The sequence below is a fragment of the Flavobacterium zhairuonense genome, from assembly GCF_004352915.1.
In the GTDB taxonomy this organism is placed as follows: domain Bacteria; phylum Bacteroidota; class Bacteroidia; order Flavobacteriales; family Flavobacteriaceae; genus Flavobacterium; species Flavobacterium zhairuonense.
The window spans coordinates 106,554-125,344 of record NZ_SJSY01000071.1; the positions used below are offsets into that span (position 1 = coordinate 106,554).

The following is an 18,791-nucleotide window of genomic DNA, read 5'->3' on the forward strand; positions in this document are numbered from 1 at the left end:
CGCAATCAAATACATATGTATACAGATCCTATTGCAGATTATTTGACTAGAGTTCGTAACGCTGTGGCTGCAAACCACAAAGTTGTTGAAATTCCAGCATCTAATCTTAAAAAAGAGATAACTAAGATCTTATTTGATCAAGGTTATATCTTAAGTTACAAATTTGAGCAGAACACAGTTCAAGGTTCTATCAAAATTGCTTTAAAGTATGATAAAGATACTAAAGAGCCTGTAATCAAAGATATCCAAAGAATTAGTAAACCTGGTTTACGTAAGTACGCAGGTGCTGCAAAATTACCAAGAATCCTTAACGGATTAGGAATTGCTATTGTTTCTACATCAAAAGGTTTGATGACTGGCAAACAAGCTAAGCAATTAAATGTAGGTGGTGAAGTAATTTGTTACGTATACTAATTTTAAACACTAGATAAGATGTCAAGAATAGGTAAAAGCCCAATTGTAATCCCTGCTGGTGTAACTGTAGAAGTTAAAGACGGTATTATTACAGTAAAAGGAAAAAAAGGTCAACTAGTACAAGAGTTTTCGGACGTAAATGTAACTGTTGAAGGCGATCAAGTTTTAGTAGAAAGATCGTCTGATCATAAAGACCATAGAGCAAAACACGGATTATTCAGATCTTTGATCAGTAATATGGTTGTTGGTGTATCTGAAGGTTTCACAAAAGAACTAGAATTAGTTGGAGTTGGTTATAGAGCTTCAAACCAAGGTCAAAAATTAGATTTAGCTCTTGGATATTCTCACAATATTGTTTTGGAAATTGCTCCAGAAGTATCTTTAGAAACAATATCTGAAAAAGGTAAGAACCCTATCGTAAAATTAACATCATTTGATAAACAACTTTTAGGTCAAGTTGCTGCGAAAATCAGAGGTTTCCGTAAGCCAGAGCCATATAAAGGTAAAGGTGTTAAATTTGTGGGTGAAGTATTAAGAAGAAAAGCAGGTAAATCAGCTTAAAATATAAGATTATGTCATTAACAAAATCTGAAAGAAGACAGAGAATTAAATTCAGAATTAGAAAATCGGTTAGTGGTACTGCTGCAAGACCTAGACTTTCTGTTTTTAGAAGTAATAAAGAAATTTACGCTCAAATTATTGATGATGTAAATGGAGTTACTATATTAGCTGCATCTTCAAGAGAAAAAGAAATAGGAAAAGGTACTAACGTTGAAATCGCTGCTGCTGTTGGAAAACTAGTTGCAGAGAAAGCGTTAAAAGCTGGGATAGATACTATCACTTTTGATAGAGGTGGATATTTATATCACGGTCGTATTAAATCATTAGCAGAAGGCGCAAGAGCCGCTGGACTTAAATTCTAATATATTATGTCTAAATACAAAAATGTAGAATTGGTAAAACCTAGTGGTCTTGAACTTAAAGATCGTCTAGTTAGTGTTAATCGTGTTACTAAAGTTACAAAAGGAGGTAGAGCTTTCGGTTTTTCTGCTATTGTAGTTGTAGGTGATGAAAATGGAGTAGTTGGTCACGGATTAGGAAAATCTAAAGATGTTTCTGAAGCAATTGCGAAAGCAGTAGAAGATGCTAAGAAAAACTTGGTGAGAATTCCTTTGAATGGTCAATCTGTTCCTCACGAACAAAAAGGTAAATTTGGTGGTGCACGTGTATTCTTAATTCCTGCTTCTCATGGTACAGGAGTTATTGCTGGTGGAGCTGTTCGTTCAGTTCTTGAATCAGTAGGTATTCACGACGTATTATCTAAATCTCAAGGATCATCAAATCCTCATAACGTAGTGAAAGCAACTTTTGATGCTTTATTACAAATGAGAAGCGCTCACACTGTTGCAAAACAAAGAGGTGTTTCTTTAGAAAAAGTTTTTAAAGGTTAATTCAAGGAAATTATGGCTAAATTATTAGTAAAACAAGTAAGAAGCAAAATCAACTGCCCTCTTTCTCAAAAGAGAGGTTTAGAGGCTTTAGGTCTACGTAAAATTGGACAAGTTGTGGAGCATGATTCAAATCCTGCTATCCTTGGTATGATAAACAAAGTTAAACACTTAGTTTCTGTAGAAGAAGCTAAATAACAAATACTGTTATGAATTTAAGTAACTTACAACCTGCTGAAGGATCAACGCACAATCAAAATAAAAGATTAGGTAGAGGAGAAGGTTCTGGAAAAGGTGGCACTGCTGCAAGAGGTCACAAAGGAGCAAAATCTCGATCTGGTTACTCAAAAAAGATTGGTTTTGAAGGAGGGCAAATGCCACTTCAAAGACGTGTACCTAAGTTTGGTTTCACAAACATCAATCGTAAAGAATACGAAGGTGTTAATTTAGATACGCTTCAATTATTGGTAGACAAAGGTGTGATTACTGATTCTGTTTCTATGACAGATTTCGTAGCTAACCGTCTAGCTTCTAAGAATGAAATCGTTAAGATTTTAGGAAGAGGAGAATTGAAAGCAAAATTAAAAGTAACTGCTCACAAATTTACTGCTACTGCAAAAGCTGCTATCGAAGCTGCTGGTGGAGAGGCTGTAACAATATAATTTTTCTATTGTATGAAGAAATTTATTGAATCAATTAGCAATGTTTGGAAAATCGAAGAACTAAAGAATAGAATTCTAATTACTTTAGGATTACTTTTAGTATATCGTTTTGGAGCACACGTTACGCTTCCTGGAATTGACGCAACTCAATTGATGGGGTTAGCAGGACAAACTAAAAATGGTTTAGGATCTATCCTAGACATGTTCACCGGAGGTGCTTTCTCTAAAGCTTCAGTTTTTGCTTTAGGAATTATGCCTTATATTTCTGCATCTATTGTTGTACAGTTAATGGGAATTGCGATTCCTTATTTGCAAAAACTTCAAAATGATGGAGAGAGTGGTAGAAAAAAGATTAATCAAATTACACGTTGGTTAACTATTGCTATTACATTGGTTCAAGGTCCAACTTATATCTACAATTTATACAGAACATTGCCTGGTAGTGCTTTTCTACTAGGCTTTAACTCACCTGAGTTTTTATTCTCTTCTGTAATCATTTTAGTTACTGGTACAATTTTTGCTATGTGGCTTGGTGAAAAAATTACTGATAAAGGTATTGGAAATGGAATTTCATTATTGATTATGGTTGGTATTTTAGCTCGTTTACCACAAGCTTTTATGCAAGAATTTAAGTCTGTAGTTACAAACAACACTGGAGGCTTAATGTTAATGGCCATTGAGATTATTGTATGGTTATTAGTAATTATTTCTTGTGTATTGCTTACAATGGCAGTACGTAGAATTCCGGTTCAATACGCACGTCGTACAACAACTGGTGACTACGAGCAGGATTTGGCAGGTGGTAATAGACAATGGATTCCTCTTAAGCTTAATGCTTCTGGAGTTATGCCAATCATTTTTGCTCAGGCAATTATGTTTATACCTGCGGCTGTAGCTGGATTATCAAAATCAGATACATCACAATCTATTGTTGGAGCATTTAGTAATATGTTCGGTTTTTGGTATAATTTTGTATTTGCAACTTTAATTATTGTATTTACATTTTTCTATACTGCAATTACTGTTCCTACTAACAAAATGGCTGATGATTTGAAAAGAAGTGGTGGTTTTATTCCTGGAGTTCGTCCGGGTGCTGAAACTTCAGACTTCCTAGATAAAGTGATGTCTTTAATAACTTTCCCAGGATCTTTATTCCTTGCTTTGATTGCTGTGTTCCCAGCTATTGTTGTAAGTATTATGGATGTACAACAATCTTGGGCAATGTTTTTTGGAGGTACCTCATTAATAATTATGGTTGGAGTTGCAATAGACACTATTCAACAAATCAATTCATACTTGTTAAACAAACATTATGATGGTTTAATGAAGACTGGTAAAAATAGAAAAGCGGTAGCTTAATATTATTTATGGCAAAACAATCAGCAATAGAACAAGACGGATCAATCATCGAAGCGTTATCAAATGCGATGTTCCGTGTAGAGTTAGAAAATGGACACGTTGTAATTGCTCATATTTCTGGTAAAATGCGAATGCATTACATCAAATTATTACCTGGTGATAAAGTGAAATTGGAAATGAGCCCTTACGATTTGTCAAAAGCAAGAATTACTTATCGATATTAAAAGATAATTACTATGAAAGTTAGAGCATCAGTAAAAAAGAGAAGTGCCGAGTGCATTATCGTGCGTAGAAAAGGGAGACTATACGTTATAAACAAAAAGAATCCTAGATTTAAACAAAGACAAGGATAATTATGGCAAGAATAGCAGGGGTAGATATCCCAAAAAACAAAAGAGGTGTTATTGCACTTACCTACATCTTCGGATTAGGAAAAAGTAGAGCTATTGAGATTTTAGAAAAAGCTCAAGTAAGCCAAGATAAAAAAGTTCAAGATTGGAATGATGACGAGATCGGAGCAATTCGTGATGCTGTTTCATTTTACAAAATTGAAGGAGAATTACGTTCTGAAATTTCTTTAAACATTAAACGTTTAATGGATATTGGATGTTACAGAGGTATTCGTCATAGATCTGGTCTTCCTTTAAGAGGGCAAAGAACTAAAAACAACTCAAGAACAAGAAAAGGTAAAAGAAAAACTGTTGCTAACAAGAAAAAAGCAACTAAATAATAAGTAATATGGCTAAAGCAACTGCAAAAAAACGTAAAGTTATCGTTGAATCAACGGGTGAGGCTCATATTTCTGCCACTTTTAATAACATTATTATTTCTTTGACTAATAAGAAAGGTGAAGTTATCTCTTGGTCTTCAGCTGGTAAAATGGGTTTCAGAGGTTCTAAAAAGAATACTCCGTATGCAGCTCAAATGGCAGCAGAAGATTGCGCTAAAGTAGCACTTGAGGCAGGACTTAAAAAAGTGAAAGTTTATGTAAAAGGACCAGGTAACGGACGTGAGTCTGCTATCCGTTCTATTCATAACGGTGGAATTGAAGTTACTGAAATTATCGATGTTACTCCAATGCCACACAACGGATGTCGTCCTCCAAAAAGACGTAGAGTTTAATTTTTTATTTTTATAGTATAAACAAGGTAGAACATAGATTATCGAAGGATTAGACCTGAATTCATAATTTCTACCTTAAAATTTTTTTTAAAATGGCAAGATATACTGGTCCTAAAACCAAAATCGCTCGTAAATTTGGCGAGGCAATCTTCGGAGATGATAGATCTTTCGAAAAAAGAAATTATCCACCTGGACAACACGGGATGGCTAAAAAAAGAGGAAAAAAATCTGAGTATGCTGTTCAGTTAATGGAAAAGCAAAAAGCTAAATATTCTTACGGAATTTTAGAAAAACAATTCAGAAATTTATTCGAAAAAGCATCAGCAACTAAAGGTGTTACTGGTGAAGTATTATTACAATTATGCGAAGCAAGATTAGATAATGTTGTTTTTAGAATGGGAATTGCTCCATCTAGAAGAGGTGCGCGTCAAATCGTTTCTCACAGACACATTACTGTAAATGGAGAGGTTGTTAATATTCCTTCTTACCACCTTAAGCCTGGTGATAAAGTTGCAGTTCGTGAAAAATCTAAATCTTTAGAAGCTATCGAACGTTCTTTATCAAATTCAAGTCATGTTTATGAATGGATTACTTGGAATAATGATCTTAAAGAAGGAACTTTTGTTTCTGTACCTGCGAGACTTCAAATTCCAGAAAACATTAAAGAACAATTAATCGTAGAGTTGTACAACAAATAATAATTGACTTAGTCGAAATTTATGGCAATATTTAATTTTCAAAAGCCCGATAAAGTTATCATGATCGATTCAACCGATTTTGAAGGTAAATTCGAATTTAGACCTTTAGAACCTGGTTATGGATTGACAGTTGGTAATGCACTTAGAAGAGTTTTGCTTTCAGCGTTAGAAGGTTATGCAATTACATCTGTTCGTATCGAAGGTGTAGATCATGAGTTTTCTACTATTTCAGGTGTTGTTGAGGATGTTACCGAAATTATCCTTAATCTAAAACAAGTACGTTTCAAACGTCAGATTGAAGATATCGATAATGAATCAGTTACTATTTCTGTTTCTGGTAAAGATCAATTAACAGCAGGTGATTTTCAAAAATTTATTTCAGGTTTTCAAGTTTTGAATCCAGACCTTGTTATCTGTAATTTAGATTCTAAAATCAAATTGAATTTCGATTTAACAATTGAAAAAGGTAGAGGATACGTGCCTGCTGAAGAGAACAAAAAACAGAATGCTGCAATTGGAACAATTTTTACAGATTCTATTTTTACTCCGGTAAAAAATGTAAAATATGCAATCGAAAATTTCCGTGTAGAGCAAAAAACAGATTACGAAAAATTAGTTTTTGAAATTAAAACTGATGGTTCAATCAATCCAAAAGATGCTCTTACTGAAGCTGCTAAAGTTTTAATTCACCATTTCATGTTGTTTTCTGACGAAAGAATTACACTTGAGGCTGACGAAATTGCACAAACAGAATCGTATGATGAAGAGTCATTGCATATGAGACAATTGCTTAAAACTAAGCTTGTTGATATGGATTTATCTGTAAGAGCATTAAATTGCTTGAAAGCGGCTGAAGTTGATACACTTGGTGATTTAGTATCTTTCAATAAAAATGACCTAATGAAATTCCGTAATTTCGGTAAAAAATCTTTAACTGAACTTGATGAACTTGTTGCAGTGAAGAATTTAACTTTCGGAATGGATTTAGCTAAATACAAATTAGATAAAGAATAATTTACTTCATATTTTGCTCTCCATAGTGGATTGTAGCAAGATGAAGATAAAAAAAACACGTCATGAGACACGGAAAAAAAATCAACCACTTAAGCAGACAGACTGGACATAGAAAAGCTATGTTGGCTAATATGGCTTGTTCTCTTATCGAGCACAAACGTATTAATACTACTGTTGCTAAAGCTAAAGCGCTTAAACAATTCGTTGAGCCTTTAATCACAAAATCAAAAGAGGATACGACTCACAATCGTCGTATTGTTTTTGCTTACTTACGTAGTAAATACGCTGTAACTGATTTGTTCAGAGATGTTGCTGCTAAAGTAGGTGACCGTCCAGGTGGATACACTCGTATCATTAAAGTTGGAAATCGTTTGGGAGATAACGCTGATATGGCGATGATCGAACTTGTTGACTTCAATGAACTTTACAACGGAGGTAAAAAAGAAGTTAAAAAAGCTAAAAGCCGTCGTGGTGGTAAAGCTAAAAAAGCTGAAGGAACTGCTCCTGAAGCTCCAGCTGCTGAATCAGAATCGACTACAGAAGCTTCTGAATAATTATGAAAGTAATCATTCTATAAAAATCAAGGATAAACTAATTTTTAGTTTATCCTTTTTTTTTGATTTTTTTGAAACTGCAAAAATGTAACTTATTTAAAATGATAGGTTTTATTTTTACGAATGAAAGTTTTAAAAAATCTTGGAAGGGCTATTTTAAAGAAGTAAATTTGCAAAATATCTAATTATACTTAAAACCTTTATATTGGTTTTATAACTTGATTAAAAAACAATACAAATTAAATAATGAAATACACAACACGACAAAGCGCCATTTTATTACTTAGTGACGGAACAATCTTTCACGGAAAATCTATCGGAATTAGCGGTAAAACTTTCGGTGAGGTTTGTTTTAATACGGGAATGACAGGGTATCAGGAAATTTTTACTGATCCTTCTTATTTCGGACAAATAATGGTTGCTACAAATACACATATCGGAAACTATGGCGTTAATGATTCTGAAGTTGAATCTGATAGTATTAAAATTGCCGGTTTAGTTTGTAAAAACTTTAGTTTTAATTATTCTAGAGCAAATGCATCTGGAAGTTTAGAAGATTATTTTGCTAAACAAAATTTAATCTGTATTTCTGATGTTGATACACGTGCACTTGTAAGTTACATTCGTGATAATGGTGCAATGAATGCGGTTATCTGTACAGATGGAACTTCAATCGAGGATTTGAAGAAAGAATTGGCAAATGTTCCAAATATGGAAGGTTTGGAGTTGGCTTCTAAAGTATCGACTAAGGAACCATACTTTGTTGGTGATGAAAATGCTACTTATAAAATCTCTGCTTTAGATCTAGGTATCAAAAAGAATATCTTGAGAAATCTTGCAAAAAGAGATTGCTATATTAAAGTTTATCCTTTCGATTCAACTTATAAAGATATGTCTGAGTTTAATCCGGATGGATATTTCTTGTCGAATGGACCTGGAGATCCAGATCCTTTGTTCGGAGCAATTCAGGTTGCAAAAGAAATTTTAGCGGATAATAAACCTTTGTTCGGAATCTGTTTAGGGCACCAAGTAATTGGTTTAGCAAATGGTGTTGAAACTTACAAAATGTTTAATGGACACAGAGGAATTAACCATCCTGTTAAAAATATTATTACAGGTAAAGGTGAGATAACTTCTCAAAATCACGGTTTTGCGGTTAAGAGAGAGCAGTTAGAGAATCACCCAGAGTTGGAAATTACTCATGTTCATTTAAATGACGGTACAGTTGCGGGAATGAGAATGAAGAATAAAAATTGTTTTTCAGTTCAATATCACCCAGAAGCTAGTCCAGGGCCACATGATTCGTCATATTTGTTTGATCAATTCGTAGAGAACATAAAAAGTAGCAAAGCCTAAAACGATGTAGTTAATAAATAAAGGTGTTTAATGACTAGAATGCGTTTTTAGTATTAAATATTTTTATAATTTCGAAAAAAAAATATAATTTATTAATAAAAAACAAAAATAATGAGTATTATAATTAAAGTTCACGCAAGACAAATTCTTGATTCTAGAGGTAATCCTACTATTGAAGTTGATGTAGTAACTGAAAATGGAGTTTTAGGTAGAGCTGCTGTTCCATCTGGAGCATCAACTGGAGAGCACGAAGCTGTTGAATTACGTGATGGAGGTAAAGCTTATCTAGGTAAAGGTGTTTTGAATGCAGTGAATAATGTAAATACTATTATTGCTGAAGAATTAGTTGGGACTTCTGTTTTCGAACAAAATACAATTGACCAATTAATGATTGATTTAGATGGTACTCCAAACAAATCTAAATTAGGAGCTAATGCTATTTTAGGTGTTTCTTTAGCTGCTGCAAAAGCGGCTGCTAATGAACTTGGTTTGCCATTATACAGATATGTAGGTGGAGTTTCTGCTAACACATTGCCTGTTCCAATGATGAACATCATCAATGGAGGTTCTCACTCTGATGCGCCTATCGCATTCCAAGAGTTTATGATTTTCCCTGTAAAAGCAACTTCTTTTACACATGCAATGCAAATGGGAACAGAAATTTTCCATAACTTGAAAAAAGTATTACACGATAGAGGTTTAAGTACTGCTGTAGGTGATGAAGGAGGTTTTGCTCCAAACTTGGCTGGTGGAACTGAAGATGCTTTAGATACTATCAAACTAGCAGTTGAAAAAGCTGGATATTCTTTCGGTGACGAAATTATGATCGCTCTTGACTGTGCTGCTTCTGAGTTTTATGTAAACGGTAAATACGATTACACTAAATTTGAAGGCGAAACTGGAAAAATCAGAACTTCTGAAGAACAAGCTCAGTATTTAGCTGAACTTGCTGCTAAATATCCAATTATCTCTATCGAAGATGGTATGTACGAAGATGACTGGGATGGATGGAAAGCTTTAACTGAAAAAATCGGAGATAAAGTGCAATTAGTAGGTGATGATTTATTTGTAACTAACGTTGCTCGTTTATCAACTGGTATCGAAAAAGGAATTGCTAATTCTATCTTAGTAAAAGTTAATCAAATTGGTACTTTAACTGAAACTATTGCTGCTGTAAACATGGCTAAAAATGCTGGGTATACTTCAGTAATGTCTCACCGTTCTGGTGAAACAGAAGATAATACAATTGCTGACTTAGCTGTTGCTTTAAACTGTGGGCAAATTAAAACTGGTTCGGCTTCTCGTTCTGATCGTATGGCTAAATACAACCAATTATTAAGAATTGAAGAAGAACTTGGAAGTACTGCTTATTTCCCAGGTTTAAATGCTTTCAAAATTAAATAATCATACTAGTTATATATTGATTTTAAACCATCCGCCACGGCGGATGGTTTTTTTTTGGAGTTTTAACAAATTCATAGCAGGATTCTTTTTTTAGTTAGTCTTAAATTCCTTAGATTTGATAAATTATTATTTTATAGAATTATTTCCGATTATATTATGTCAAAAATAGCTACATTAGAAGTAGATGGTAAGAAAATTGAACTTCCGGTTATCACAGGGAGTGAAAATGAATCAGCTATCGATATTAACAAATTACGAGATTTAACAGGTATTATTACAATTGATCCGGGTTACAAAAACTCTGGATCTTGTACAAGTGAAATTACTTTCTTGGACGGTGAATTAGGAATTCTGCGTTACAGAGGATATTCAATCGAAGATTTAGCTGAAAAAGCTAGCTTTTTAGAAGTGTCTTATCTTTTGATTTTTGGAGAATTGCCAACAGCAGCTGAGTTAGAGCAATTTGAAAATGGTATTAAAAAACATTCTTTGGTAAACGAAGAAATGAAAAATATCATTGACGGTTTCCCAAAAACAGCGCACCCAATGGGAGTATTATCTGCATTGACAAGCGCTTTGACTGCCTTCAACCCAAAAGCAGTTAATGTTGATAATGAAAAAGAAATGTATGAGGCAATTTGCAAAACAATGGCTAAATTTTTAGTGATCGCAACTTGGACTTATAGAAAATCAATGGGGTATCCATTGAATTATTATGACAATACAAAAGGATATGTTGAGAACTTTATGCAATTGATGTTCCAATTGCCTACAGGTCCTTATAGTGCAAATCCTGTTGTTGTTGCGGCGTTAGATAAATTGTTTATTCTTCACGCAGATCACGAACAAAACTGTTCTACATCTACAGTAAGAATGGTTGGTTCATCTCACGCTGGTTTATTTGCTTCTATTTCTTCTGGAGTTTCAGCACTTTGGGGGCCTCTTCATGGAGGAGCGAATCAGGCGGTACTTGAAATGTTGGAAGAAATCAACAAAGACGGTGGAGATACTGACAAATTCTTGGCGAAAGCAAAAGATAAAAATGATCCATTCCGTTTAATGGGATTCGGACATAGAGTTTACAAAAACTTCGATCCAAGAGCAAAAATCATCAAAAAAGCAGCTACTGAAGTTTTAGAAACTTTAGGTGTTGAAGATCCGATTTTAGATATCGCAAGAAAATTAGAAAAAGCGGCTCTTGAAGATGAATACTTCAAATCAAGAAACTTGTATCCAAACGTTGATTTCTACTCTGGAATCATCTACAGAGCATTAGGGATTCCAACAGATATGTTTACAGTAATGTTTGCTATCGGAAGATTGCCAGGTTGGATCGCACAATGGAAAGAAATGCGTGAAAACAAAGAGCCAATTGGAAGACCAAGACAAATTTATACTGGACATCCTTTAAGAGAGTTCAAGTCTAATAAATAAAAAACGAAAGCTTCACTTAACTGTGAAGCTTTTTTTATATTTGCTCAAAATATAATAGAGTTATGTTGCAATTAAATGTAAAGAACGAAACATCGCGGCTTCGTGCCGTAGTTTTGGGTTCTGCTGTTCATAATGGGCCGACTCCAACACTAGAGGAAGCTTATGATCCTAAGTCATTGGAACATATTAAGGCAGGAACTTATCCTGTAGAAAAAGATATGGTTGCTGAAATGGATGCTTTCAATGCCGTTTTTCAGAAATATGATGTAACTGTTTACCGTCCGGAAATGATTGAAAATTACAATCAAATCTTTGCTAGAGATATTGGGTTTGTAATTGATAACGTTTTTGTGAAATCTAATATTCTTCCAGATAGAGAACGAGAGTTGGATGCTATTCAATATGTAATAGATCAAATTGACCCGTTAAAAGTGGTACGTCCGCCGGAAGAAGTTCATATAGAAGGAGGAGATGTAATGCTTTGGAACGATCATATTTTTATTGGAACTTATAAAGGGAGTGATTATAAAGACTACATTACTGCAAGAACTAATATGCATGGTGTAAATTATGTTAAAGAATTGTTTCCAAATAAAATTGTTAAGGAGTTTGATTTAGTGAAATCTAAATTGGAAGCTCGTGATAATGCACTGCACTTAGATTGTTGTTTTCAGCCTGTTGGAAAAGATAAAGGTATTATTTATAAAAGAGGTTTCCGCGAGGAAGCTGATTATCTTTACTTGGTTAAGCTTTTTGGAAAGGAAAATTTATTTCACATTGAAAGAAATGAAATGTATAACATGTTTTCGAATGTGTTTTCAATTGATGAAAATGTAGTTGTTTCTGAAAAGAATTTTACAAGATTGAATAACTGGCTTCGCGAAAAAGGGTTTACTGTTGAAGAAATTCCATACGCTGAAATTGCAAAACAAGAAGGATTGTTGAGATGTTCAACACTTCCGTTAATTAGAGACTAAAAATAGTTTTTTAGTTTTACGTTTCAAGCTTTATAAAACGTGAAACGTGAAACCTGAAACAAAAAAAATATAAAATCATGAAACAGACAACAAATGCAATCGTGATGATTCGGCCAGTTGCATTCAGAATGAATGAACAGACTGCAGTAAATAATTATTACCAAAAAGTATTAGACGGGCTTTTGCCAAGTACTGTAAACGCCAAAGCGCAGCAGGAGTTTGATGCTTTTGTAGAAAAATTAAGAGCAGTTGGTGTAGATGTTACTGTAATTGAGGATACTTTGGAAACAGACACTCCGGATAGTATTTTTCCAAACAACTGGGTTTCATTTCATGAAAATGGTGATGTGGCTCTTTATCCAATGTTTGCTGAGAACAGGCGTCAAGAACGTCGTGAAGATATCTTGGACACGTTAGAAGAGAAAGGTTTTGAAATTTCTAATATAATGGATTACACATCTGCAGAAGATGATGGCTATTTTTTAGAAGGAACTGGGAGTTTGCTGTTAGACCGTGCCAATGCAAAGGCATATTGCGCATTATCGCCTCGTGCCGATGAAGAGCTGTTTATCGAATTCTGTGAAGATTTTGATTATGCTCCTGTAATTTTTGAAGCTTTTCAGACTGTTGATGGAGAACGAAAATTGATTTATCACACCAATGTGATGATGTGTTTAGGTGAAACTTTTGCTGTTATTTGTGCAGATTGCATTGATGATAAAAAAGAACGCAAAATGGTTTTGGAAAATCTAAAAGATGATAACAAAGAAATTATTTTGATTACAGAAGATCAGGTGAATAATTTTGCTGGAAATATGTTGGAAGTTCGAGGAGCAAATGATAAAAAATATATTGTTATGAGTGCTTCCGCACATCAGAGTCTAACTCCAAAGCAAATTGCGCAATTAGAAAAACATGCTGAAATTTTGAGCTCAAGTTTAGATACTATTGAAGCATGCGGAGGTGGAAGTGCAAGATGCATGATGGCCGAAGTGTTTTTGCCGAGAAAATAAAAAAAAACAGATTTTAAAATAAAATAAAAATGGGATAAAGCTTAAAGTTTTATCCCATTTTTTATGTTTGAAAGAGTGATTTAGATTAAAAATTTCCTTTAATAATATTCACAATTGAGCTTACGATATATTGAATTCCGATTGAAATTACAATAAAGCCAACAATTCTTGAAATAGCTACAATTCCCGAAGCTCCAAGTATTCTTGCTAAGTAATGAGCGCTTTTTAGAATTGCAAAAATGACAACCGAAATAGCTAAAATAGCAAGGCAAGAAAAAATAATTTCCTCCATTTGATGATGTTCCTGATAAAAAGCAATTAATAATGACATTGATCCTGGGCCAGCAAGCATTGGTATTGCTAGTGGTGTTAATGCTATGTCGTTTCTTTGTTGTGCTTCATTTTCAATCTTTTTGTTGATTCCTCTTTTTTTGTTGAATTTTCCAGAAAGTAATGAGAAGCCTGAATTTACGATTACAATTCCTCCAGCAATTCTTAAAGCATCGATACTAATTCCAAAAAAGGTCAGAACATATTGTCCGATGAAATAAGAAACCAATAAAATTATACCAACATTTATGGCTGTCCAAAGAGAAATTCTGGAACGTTCTTTTTGAGAATCATGTTGTGTCAATCCAACAAAAATAGGAACGGTTCCGATAGGGTTTAATACTGAAAAAAGTGCGGCAAATAAATAAATGAATAAATCCATAAAGTTTCTGTTAGTCAAGTAAAAGTAGTCAAAATTTTATATCAACAGATAAATTTGCGTTATGTTATTGTTTTTTAGAGTCAATATTCTGAACTGATAAGACAAGCTAAGCTCATCCTTTTTGATTACTTTTGTGAAATATTTTAAAAAGATGAAAAACAAAAAAACTTTGCTTCTTGGTGCAACAACAAAACCAGATCGTTATGCATTTAGAGCTGTAAATATGCTTACTCAAAAAGGGCACACAGTATTAGCAATTGGTCAAAACGCAGGAGAGGTTGCCGGAGTAAAAATTCATACAAAAGCAATTCCTGTTAAAAATATTGATACAGTAACTTTATACCTAAATCCGGCACGTCAGCGTGATTATTATAATTACATTATTGAAGCGCAGCCAAAAAGAGTAATTTTTAATCCTGGAACTGAAAATCCTGAATTATATCAGTTACTAGAATTGAATAATATTGAGGTTGAAGTTGCATGTACATTAGTTTTATTGGCTACAAACCAATATTAATTGAAAAAAAGCGTTTTTAAAACTTTCCGATCATATTGGAAAGTTTTGTTTTTTATTGGCAGATCGAAACAAGATAAAACCATATTTTTTTTAGAATTGAATTTAATTGTTTGAAAGGCGCTGATACGGTTAAAAATGTTACTTTTGTCGTCATGGAATTTTCATCAAAATTAATAGAAAAAGCGGTTAATGAAATGTCGCAATTGCCTGGTATTGGTAAGCGTACAGCTCTGCGATTAGTTCTTCATTTGCTCAAACAGCCAAAGGAGCAAACAGGCTTTTTGTCTCAAGCACTTTTAAATATGCGTGAGGATATTAAATTTTGTGAAAATTGTCATAATATTTCAGATACAAAAGTGTGTGAAATATGTGCCAATTTATCAAGAAATCATCAGACTATTTGCGTTGTTGAGGATATTCGAGATGTTATGGCTATTGAAAATACAGGTCAGTATAAAGGAATTTATCATGTCTTGGGAGGGAAAATTTCTCCAATTGAAGGTGTTGGCCCAAGTCAGTTGAATATTTCAAGTTTGGTCGAAAAAGTCAAATCCGGAAAAGTTGTTGAAATCATTTTTGCTCTAAGCTCAACGATGGAAGGCGATACAACTAATTTTTATATCTATAAACAAATTGCTGAATCCCAAATTGTAATTTCTACAATTGCGAGAGGAATATCTGTCGGTGATGAATTGGAATATGCTGACGAAGTTACATTAGGAAGAAGTATCTTGCACCGTGTTCCATTTGAAAAAACATTCAAAAACAATTAAACAAAACCCCAAATAAAATATAGATTTTCTGAAGAATAAATGAAAAGCTATATTTGCGATAAAATTTTAACAATGACAAAAAAAAGCTTTTATATTCTGCTGCTGATCAGTTCACTTTTTACTTCGTGTATCCCTATTAAAGATTTGGTATATCTGCAGGATAAAAATACTTCAGAAGATTCAAATACTGTCGCAGCTGTGGAAACTAAGCCATACAGGCTACAGGTTAATGATGTTTTGAGTATTAGTTTGAAAGCTATAGATCCCAAGTTGGTTTCAATTTTTAATAAAACTGAAAGTACAAACTCAGCAACAGGAAGGTCAGAGGCAGCTTTGTATTTTGATGGTTTTACAGTTGATGATCATGGAAATATTAGAATCCCAATTTTAGGCGAAATAAATGTCATTGGATATACTTTAGAGGAAGTTCGAGTAATGATAGAAAAAAAATTACTTAAAGAATATTTTAAAACGGAAGCAAATCTTTTCGTAACAGTAAAATTAGCAGGCTTTAGATATACAATTAACGGTGAAGTTGGAAGTACAGGAACAAAAACACTATTTCAAGAGCATGTAAATATTATGGAAGCTGTTGCAAATGCAGGAGATATTAATACAGTTGGAAATAGAAAAGCGGTAACCATAATTCGTCAGACGCCTACAGGGGTTCAAATGAACGAAATTGATCTTACGGATGTTAATGTCATGAAATCACCTTATTACTATTTACAGCCTAATGATTATATCTATGTAAAACCATTGAGGCAAAAAACATGGGGAACCGGTCAGACGGGAATACAGTCAATAGGTACAATAATTACTTTAATATCATTGGCAACAACAATTTATTTAATTATAAAATAACCATCAAAACAAGGTTCAGAAAATGTTAGATATAAAAGATTTTTCGATTTTTGAAAATCAGTCAAGTTTTGATTTTAAAGGTTTGTTGCTGAAAATCCTCAGCTATTGGAAATGGTTTTTGATTAGTTTGATCATTGCGTTTACAATCGCATATCAAGTAAATATACGTAAAGAAAAAATTTATGGAATGCAAACTTTGATTTCAATTAAAGAAGAAAGCAATCCTTTTTTTACTTCAAATACAAGTTTGGTTTTTAACTGGGGGGGAATTTCAGATCAAGTTAACGGAATTACAACCATATTGCAGTCAAGATCTCATAATGAGTTAGTTGTTAGTAAATTGCAATATTATATTGATTATTTGACTATGGGGAAGTACAATTTGATTGACTCCTATGGTGAAGTGCCTTTTTATGTTAATATTGATAAGTCTAGAGGGCAATTAGCAAATACACTAATTAAAATTAAATTCCTCAGTGAAAATGTATATGAAGTTCGTATACCATTTGAAAGTAATTCTGTTTCATTGATAAACTATGCTGAAAATTCATATTCTAATACAGCTGTTCAACCGATAGAATTTATAAAAAAATATAAGGTGGGTGAGCAAGTTTCTCTGCCTTTTTTAAACTGGAAGCTTCAAATCAATGATAATCCAGGATTGTATAAAGGAAACGAATATTATGTTAAGTTTAATGACTTTGACGGAACTGTGTCTCGCTATAAAGGAATTAATGTAAGCTCTGACGATAAAGGAGGTTCTATATTAACATTGAGCATGCAGGGGACTAACAAGGCAAGGCTTGTAGAATATCTGAATTCAACAGTTAAGATGCTTATCAAAATTCAACTTGATGGGAAGAATCAATTTGCAACTAATACAATAAAATTCATTGACAGTACACTTATTGCAATGGAAGCGCAATTGAAACAAACTGGAAATGAGTTGAAGTCATTTAGAAAAGACAAGAATATTTATGAAATAGAAGGTGGTACTGATAAGTTTTCTAATAAGATAATGGATTTTGACACTCAGAAAGATCAGGTAACTAGAAAAATTACATACTATAATTCTTTAAAGTCTTATCTTAATAATAGTGTTGATTATTCAAGATTGCCAGCGCCATCTGTAGCAGGAATTGATGATCCTAATATTGTTGCAAATATTTCGAAACTAATTGCTCTTTCAGCTCAAAGGTCAGAAATGGCTTATGCTGTAAAGAGTGATAAGATTTTTAAAGATTTTGATAATCAAATGGAGGCATTAAAAAGCGTTTTGCTAGAGAATATTACTTCTGCAAAGGCTTCGTTATTATACGATTTGTCATTGGTAAATGCTAAAATCAATGAGGCTGAAAATACAGCAAAGAGTTTGCCGGAAGATCAACAGGAATTATTGAAAATCAAAAGAAAATATGATTTAAATGATAATATTTATACGTCGTTTTTGCAGAAACGAAATGAAGCAGAAATTGTTAGGGCGTCTAATTTGTCAGATATTCACTTTATTGATCCAGCAAAAGGGATTAATGGAGTTTTGGTTGGGCCAAAAACCTCAGTAAATTATATATTGGCGTTGTTTTTAGGAATTCTGATTCCGCTTTCATTTGTTTTGCTATTCTTTTTTATTAATAATTCCATTCAAAATACCGAGGAGGTTACTAAGCTAACTCAAATACCAATAATTGGGGTAGTTGGAGTAAATAAAGATGGTGTTAATCTGGCAGTTTTTGATAAGCCAAAATCAGCTCTTTCAGAATCATTTAGAGCAATACGATCTTCGTTGCAGTTTTTGTATAAAAAGCAACAAGTTAGCGGTTCAAAAACTTTGATGATTACTTCTTCAATAAGTGGAGAAGGAAAGACATTTTGTTCGATTAATATCGCAACAGTTTTTGCATTAAGTGAAAAGAAAACCGTTATCGTAGGCTTGGATTTAAGAAAACCTAGATTAGCTGATGAGTTCGGTTTAATCAATAAAACTGGAGTTGTGAACTATTTGATTAAGCAAAATAGTATTGATGAAATTACAAATTCAACCCAGATTCCAAATCTTCATGTTATACTTTCTGGACCAATTCCGCCGAATCCATCGGAATTAATAATGAGCGATGCTATGCGTGAAATGATTGAAGAGTTAAAAACAAAATACGATTATATCATTTTAGATACCCCGCCTGTCGGTTTAGTATCAGACGCTTTGGAGTTGTCTCAATTTTCGGATGTTACTTTGTATATTGTAAGGCAGAATTATACTAAAAAAGATATGATTACGTTGCTAAACACAAGAGTTAAACGAGGTGAGCTGAATAATGCAAGTATTGTTTTGAACGGTTATGAAAATAAGGCAAAATATGGATCTGCATACGGATATGGGTATGGTTATGGAGATTATTCAAACGGATATCTTGATGATGAAAAAAAGCCAAAATCAATCAAAACCTTTTTTAATAAATTGATGAGAAAATAA

At 33.3% G+C, this 18,791-nt stretch carries 24 protein-coding genes; 23 read left to right on the forward strand and 1 reads right to left on the reverse strand.

The features are described 5' to 3' along the window. Positions 1–15: 15 nt before the first annotated feature. From rpsH to ctlX, 19 genes are all read left to right on the forward strand, one after another. Complete coding sequence (gene rpsH, locus EYY60_RS09420) at positions 16–414, forward strand: 30S ribosomal protein S8 (RefSeq protein WP_008464306.1); 399 nt, start codon at positions 16–18, stop codon at positions 412–414. An 18-nt stretch (positions 415–432) separates the two neighbouring features. Further along, positions 433–975, forward strand: a complete 543-nt coding sequence (rplF, locus tag EYY60_RS09425; RefSeq protein ID WP_012022483.1) for a 50S ribosomal protein L6 — start codon at positions 433–435, stop codon at positions 973–975. An 11-nt stretch (positions 976–986) separates the two neighbouring features. Then, entirely contained in the window at positions 987–1,337 is a 351-nt protein-coding gene (rplR, locus tag EYY60_RS09430; protein WP_026727871.1) for a 50S ribosomal protein L18, read from the forward strand. A 3-nt stretch (positions 1,338–1,340) separates the two neighbouring features. Continuing rightward, a complete protein-coding gene (rpsE, locus tag EYY60_RS09435) occupies positions 1,341–1,865 on the forward strand; it encodes a 30S ribosomal protein S5 (protein ID WP_085949269.1) in 525 nt (174 codons plus the stop codon). Between the two features lie 12 nt (positions 1,866–1,877). Then, on the forward strand, positions 1,878–2,060 hold the full coding sequence (gene rpmD / locus EYY60_RS09440; RefSeq protein ID WP_026727870.1) for a 50S ribosomal protein L30: 183 nt from the start codon (positions 1,878–1,880) through the stop codon (positions 2,058–2,060). A gap of 11 nt (positions 2,061–2,071) precedes the next feature. Then, complete coding sequence (gene rplO / locus EYY60_RS09445; protein WP_026727869.1) at positions 2,072–2,524, forward strand: 50S ribosomal protein L15; 453 nt, start codon at positions 2,072–2,074, stop codon at positions 2,522–2,524. Between the two features lie 12 nt (positions 2,525–2,536). Then, complete coding sequence (gene secY, locus EYY60_RS09450) at positions 2,537–3,883, forward strand: preprotein translocase subunit SecY (RefSeq protein WP_029272054.1); 1,347 nt, start codon at positions 2,537–2,539, stop codon at positions 3,881–3,883. 8 nt (positions 3,884–3,891) lie between these two features. After that, entirely contained in the window at positions 3,892–4,107 is a 216-nt protein-coding gene (gene infA / locus EYY60_RS09455) for a translation initiation factor IF-1 (protein WP_026714631.1), read from the forward strand. A gap of 12 nt (positions 4,108–4,119) precedes the next feature. Continuing rightward, positions 4,120–4,236 carry a type B 50S ribosomal protein L36 gene (ykgO, locus tag EYY60_RS09460; protein WP_002987490.1) on the forward strand — a complete coding sequence of 39 codons (117 nt, stop codon included), beginning with the start codon at positions 4,120–4,122 and terminating at the stop codon, positions 4,234–4,236. Positions 4,237–4,238: 2 nt separating this feature from the next. Then, complete coding sequence (gene rpsM, locus EYY60_RS09465) at positions 4,239–4,613, forward strand: 30S ribosomal protein S13 (RefSeq protein ID WP_026727867.1); 375 nt, start codon at positions 4,239–4,241, stop codon at positions 4,611–4,613. Between the two features lie 8 nt (positions 4,614–4,621). Continuing rightward, positions 4,622–5,005 (forward strand): 30S ribosomal protein S11, encoded by a 384-nt coding sequence (rpsK, locus tag EYY60_RS09470; protein ID WP_026727866.1) that lies wholly within the window; start codon positions 4,622–4,624, stop codon positions 5,003–5,005. A gap of 92 nt (positions 5,006–5,097) precedes the next feature. After that, entirely contained in the window at positions 5,098–5,703 is a 606-nt protein-coding gene (gene rpsD / locus EYY60_RS09475) for a 30S ribosomal protein S4 (RefSeq protein WP_111364450.1), read from the forward strand. 21 nt (positions 5,704–5,724) lie between these two features. Continuing rightward, positions 5,725–6,717 (forward strand): DNA-directed RNA polymerase subunit alpha, encoded by a 993-nt coding sequence (locus EYY60_RS09480; RefSeq protein ID WP_008464329.1) that lies wholly within the window; start codon positions 5,725–5,727, stop codon positions 6,715–6,717. A gap of 62 nt (positions 6,718–6,779) precedes the next feature. Continuing rightward, on the forward strand, positions 6,780–7,271 hold the full coding sequence (gene rplQ, locus EYY60_RS09485; RefSeq protein WP_012022476.1) for a 50S ribosomal protein L17: 492 nt from the start codon (positions 6,780–6,782) through the stop codon (positions 7,269–7,271). A 246-nt stretch (positions 7,272–7,517) separates the two neighbouring features. Further along, positions 7,518–8,627, forward strand: coding sequence for a glutamine-hydrolyzing carbamoyl-phosphate synthase small subunit (gene carA / locus EYY60_RS09490; RefSeq protein ID WP_132989112.1), 1,110 nt, complete (start codon positions 7,518–7,520; stop codon positions 8,625–8,627). 111 nt (positions 8,628–8,738) lie between these two features. Then, positions 8,739–10,031: a phosphopyruvate hydratase gene (gene eno / locus EYY60_RS09495; protein WP_132989113.1), complete on the forward strand. Its 1,293-nt coding sequence runs from the start codon at positions 8,739–8,741 to the stop codon at positions 10,029–10,031. A gap of 156 nt (positions 10,032–10,187) precedes the next feature. Next, positions 10,188–11,465 (forward strand): citrate synthase, encoded by a 1,278-nt coding sequence (locus EYY60_RS09500; protein ID WP_132989114.1) that lies wholly within the window; start codon positions 10,188–10,190, stop codon positions 11,463–11,465. Between the two features lie 62 nt (positions 11,466–11,527). Beyond that, positions 11,528–12,442: a dimethylarginine dimethylaminohydrolase family protein gene (locus EYY60_RS09505; RefSeq protein WP_132989115.1), complete on the forward strand. Its 915-nt coding sequence runs from the start codon at positions 11,528–11,530 to the stop codon at positions 12,440–12,442. Positions 12,443–12,519: 77 nt separating this feature from the next. Then, the gene (ctlX, locus tag EYY60_RS09510; protein WP_132989116.1) at positions 12,520–13,455 is read left to right on the forward strand and encodes a citrulline utilization hydrolase CtlX; all 936 of its coding nucleotides are present in this window, start codon (positions 12,520–12,522) and stop codon (positions 13,453–13,455) included. A gap of 85 nt (positions 13,456–13,540) precedes the next feature. Here ctlX and EYY60_RS09515 read toward each other — a convergent pair whose 3' ends face one another. Further along, entirely contained in the window at positions 13,541–14,167 is a 627-nt protein-coding gene (locus tag EYY60_RS09515) for a MarC family NAAT transporter (protein ID WP_132989117.1), read from the reverse strand. A gap of 151 nt (positions 14,168–14,318) precedes the next feature. Here EYY60_RS09515 and EYY60_RS09520 point away from each other — a divergent pair, with 151 nt between their 5' ends. The 4 genes from EYY60_RS09520 to EYY60_RS09535 all read left to right on the forward strand — a co-directional run bounded on the left by EYY60_RS09520 (position 14,319) and on the right by EYY60_RS09535 (position 18,791). After that, the gene (locus EYY60_RS09520) at positions 14,319–14,684 is read left to right on the forward strand and encodes a CoA-binding protein (protein ID WP_132989118.1); all 366 of its coding nucleotides are present in this window, start codon (positions 14,319–14,321) and stop codon (positions 14,682–14,684) included. 152 nt (positions 14,685–14,836) lie between these two features. Beyond that, positions 14,837–15,457 (forward strand): recombination mediator RecR, encoded by a 621-nt coding sequence (gene recR / locus EYY60_RS09525; protein WP_132989263.1) that lies wholly within the window; start codon positions 14,837–14,839, stop codon positions 15,455–15,457. Between the two features lie 72 nt (positions 15,458–15,529). Next, positions 15,530–16,321: a polysaccharide biosynthesis/export family protein gene (locus tag EYY60_RS09530; protein ID WP_132989119.1), complete on the forward strand. Its 792-nt coding sequence runs from the start codon at positions 15,530–15,532 to the stop codon at positions 16,319–16,321. A gap of 22 nt (positions 16,322–16,343) precedes the next feature. Next, on the forward strand, positions 16,344–18,791 hold the full coding sequence (locus tag EYY60_RS09535) for a polysaccharide biosynthesis tyrosine autokinase (protein ID WP_132989120.1): 2,448 nt from the start codon (positions 16,344–16,346) through the stop codon (positions 18,789–18,791).

Excerpts from the sequence above, each read along its gene's own strand:
- rpsH (WP_008464306.1), top strand. The coding sequence starts at position 16 with ATGTATACAGATCCTATTGCAGATTATTTGACTAGAGTTCGTAACGCT.
- rplF (WP_012022483.1), top strand. The coding sequence starts at position 433 with ATGTCAAGAATAGGTAAAAGCCCAATTGTAATCCCTGCTGGTGTAACT.
- rplR (WP_026727871.1), top strand. The coding sequence starts at position 987 with ATGTCATTAACAAAATCTGAAAGAAGACAGAGAATTAAATTCAGAATT.
- rpmD (WP_026727870.1), top strand. The coding sequence starts at position 1,878 with ATGGCTAAATTATTAGTAAAACAAGTAAGAAGCAAAATCAACTGCCCT.
- rplO (WP_026727869.1), top strand. The coding sequence starts at position 2,072 with ATGAATTTAAGTAACTTACAACCTGCTGAAGGATCAACGCACAATCAA.
- secY (WP_029272054.1), top strand. The coding sequence starts at position 2,537 with ATGAAGAAATTTATTGAATCAATTAGCAATGTTTGGAAAATCGAAGAA.
- infA (WP_026714631.1), top strand. The coding sequence starts at position 3,892 with ATGGCAAAACAATCAGCAATAGAACAAGACGGATCAATCATCGAAGCG.
- ykgO (WP_002987490.1), top strand. The coding sequence starts at position 4,120 with ATGAAAGTTAGAGCATCAGTAAAAAAGAGAAGTGCCGAGTGCATTATC.
- rpsM (WP_026727867.1), top strand. The coding sequence starts at position 4,239 with ATGGCAAGAATAGCAGGGGTAGATATCCCAAAAAACAAAAGAGGTGTT.
- rpsK (WP_026727866.1), top strand. The coding sequence starts at position 4,622 with ATGGCTAAAGCAACTGCAAAAAAACGTAAAGTTATCGTTGAATCAACG.
- rpsD (WP_111364450.1), top strand. The coding sequence starts at position 5,098 with ATGGCAAGATATACTGGTCCTAAAACCAAAATCGCTCGTAAATTTGGC.
- EYY60_RS09480 (WP_008464329.1), top strand. The coding sequence starts at position 5,725 with ATGGCAATATTTAATTTTCAAAAGCCCGATAAAGTTATCATGATCGAT.
- rplQ (WP_012022476.1), top strand. The coding sequence starts at position 6,780 with ATGAGACACGGAAAAAAAATCAACCACTTAAGCAGACAGACTGGACAT.
- carA (WP_132989112.1), top strand. The coding sequence starts at position 7,518 with ATGAAATACACAACACGACAAAGCGCCATTTTATTACTTAGTGACGGA.
- eno (WP_132989113.1), top strand. The coding sequence starts at position 8,739 with ATGAGTATTATAATTAAAGTTCACGCAAGACAAATTCTTGATTCTAGA.
- EYY60_RS09500 (WP_132989114.1), top strand. The coding sequence starts at position 10,188 with ATGTCAAAAATAGCTACATTAGAAGTAGATGGTAAGAAAATTGAACTT.
- EYY60_RS09505 (WP_132989115.1), top strand. The coding sequence starts at position 11,528 with ATGTTGCAATTAAATGTAAAGAACGAAACATCGCGGCTTCGTGCCGTA.
- ctlX (WP_132989116.1), top strand. The coding sequence starts at position 12,520 with ATGAAACAGACAACAAATGCAATCGTGATGATTCGGCCAGTTGCATTC.
- EYY60_RS09515 (WP_132989117.1), bottom strand. The coding sequence starts at position 14,167 with ATGGATTTATTCATTTATTTATTTGCCGCACTTTTTTCAGTATTAAAC.
- EYY60_RS09520 (WP_132989118.1), top strand. The coding sequence starts at position 14,319 with ATGAAAAACAAAAAAACTTTGCTTCTTGGTGCAACAACAAAACCAGAT.
- recR (WP_132989263.1), top strand. The coding sequence starts at position 14,837 with ATGGAATTTTCATCAAAATTAATAGAAAAAGCGGTTAATGAAATGTCG.
- EYY60_RS09530 (WP_132989119.1), top strand. The coding sequence starts at position 15,530 with ATGACAAAAAAAAGCTTTTATATTCTGCTGCTGATCAGTTCACTTTTT.
- EYY60_RS09535 (WP_132989120.1), top strand. The coding sequence starts at position 16,344 with ATGTTAGATATAAAAGATTTTTCGATTTTTGAAAATCAGTCAAGTTTT.